Annotated in this window: 1 rRNA gene; it reads left to right on the forward strand. The window is 50.1% G+C overall.

Annotation, left to right across the window (positions count from 1 at the left end):
- Nucleotides 1–921 (forward strand): 23S ribosomal RNA (locus tag Q4561_RS19770); the annotation flags it as partial.

Here is a 921-nt window from a genome sequence, read left to right on the forward strand (position 1 = left end):
TGAACGTAGTGGAAGCCTCTGGGAAGTGGCGCGATACAAGGTGATAGCCCTGTACACGAAGTGTTTGTTTTTGTGAAATCGAGTAGGTCGGGACACGTGTTATCTTGACTGAATATGGGGGGACCATCCTCCAAGGCTAAATACTCCTAACTGACCGATAGTGAACCAGTACCGTGAGGGAAAGGCGAAAAGAACCCCTGTGAGGGGAGTGAAATAGAACCTGAAACCGTATACGTACAAGCAGTGGGAGCAGACTTGTTCTGTGACTGCGTACCTTTTGTATAATGGGTCAGCGACTTATATTTAGTAGCAAGGTTAAGCGAATAGCGGAGCCGTAGCGAAAGCGAGTGTTAACTGCGCGTTTAGTTGCTAGGTATAGACCCGAAACCCGGTGATCTAGCCATGGGCAGGTTGAAGGTTGAGTAACATCAACTGGAGGACCGAACCCACTAACGTTGAAAAGTTAGGGGATGACTTGTGGCTGGGGGTGAAAGGCCAATCAAACCGGGAGATAGCTGGTTCTCCCCGAAATCTATTTAGGTAGAGCCTCGGACGAATTCCATTGGGGGTAGAGCACTGTTAAGGCTAGGGGGTCATCCCGACTTACCAACCCTTTGCAAACTCCGAATACCAATGAGAACTATCCGGGAGACACACGGCGGGTGCTAACGTCCGTCGTGAAGAGGGAAACAACCCAGACCGCCAGCTAAGGTCCCAAAATATTGCTAAGTGGGAAACGATGTGGGAAGGCATAGACAGCTAGGAGGTTGGCTTAGAAGCAGCCACCCTTTAAAGAAAGCGTAATAGCTCACTAGTCGAGTCGGCCTGCGCGGAAGATGTAACGGGGCTAAGCAATATACCGAAGCTGCGGATACGTGTTTACACGTATGGTAGGGGAGCGTTGTGTAAGTGGATGAAGGT

It is taken from the genome of Alteromonas sp. 1_MG-2023, assembly GCF_030547075.1.
Classification (GTDB): Bacteria; Pseudomonadota; Gammaproteobacteria; order Enterobacterales; family Alteromonadaceae; genus Alteromonas.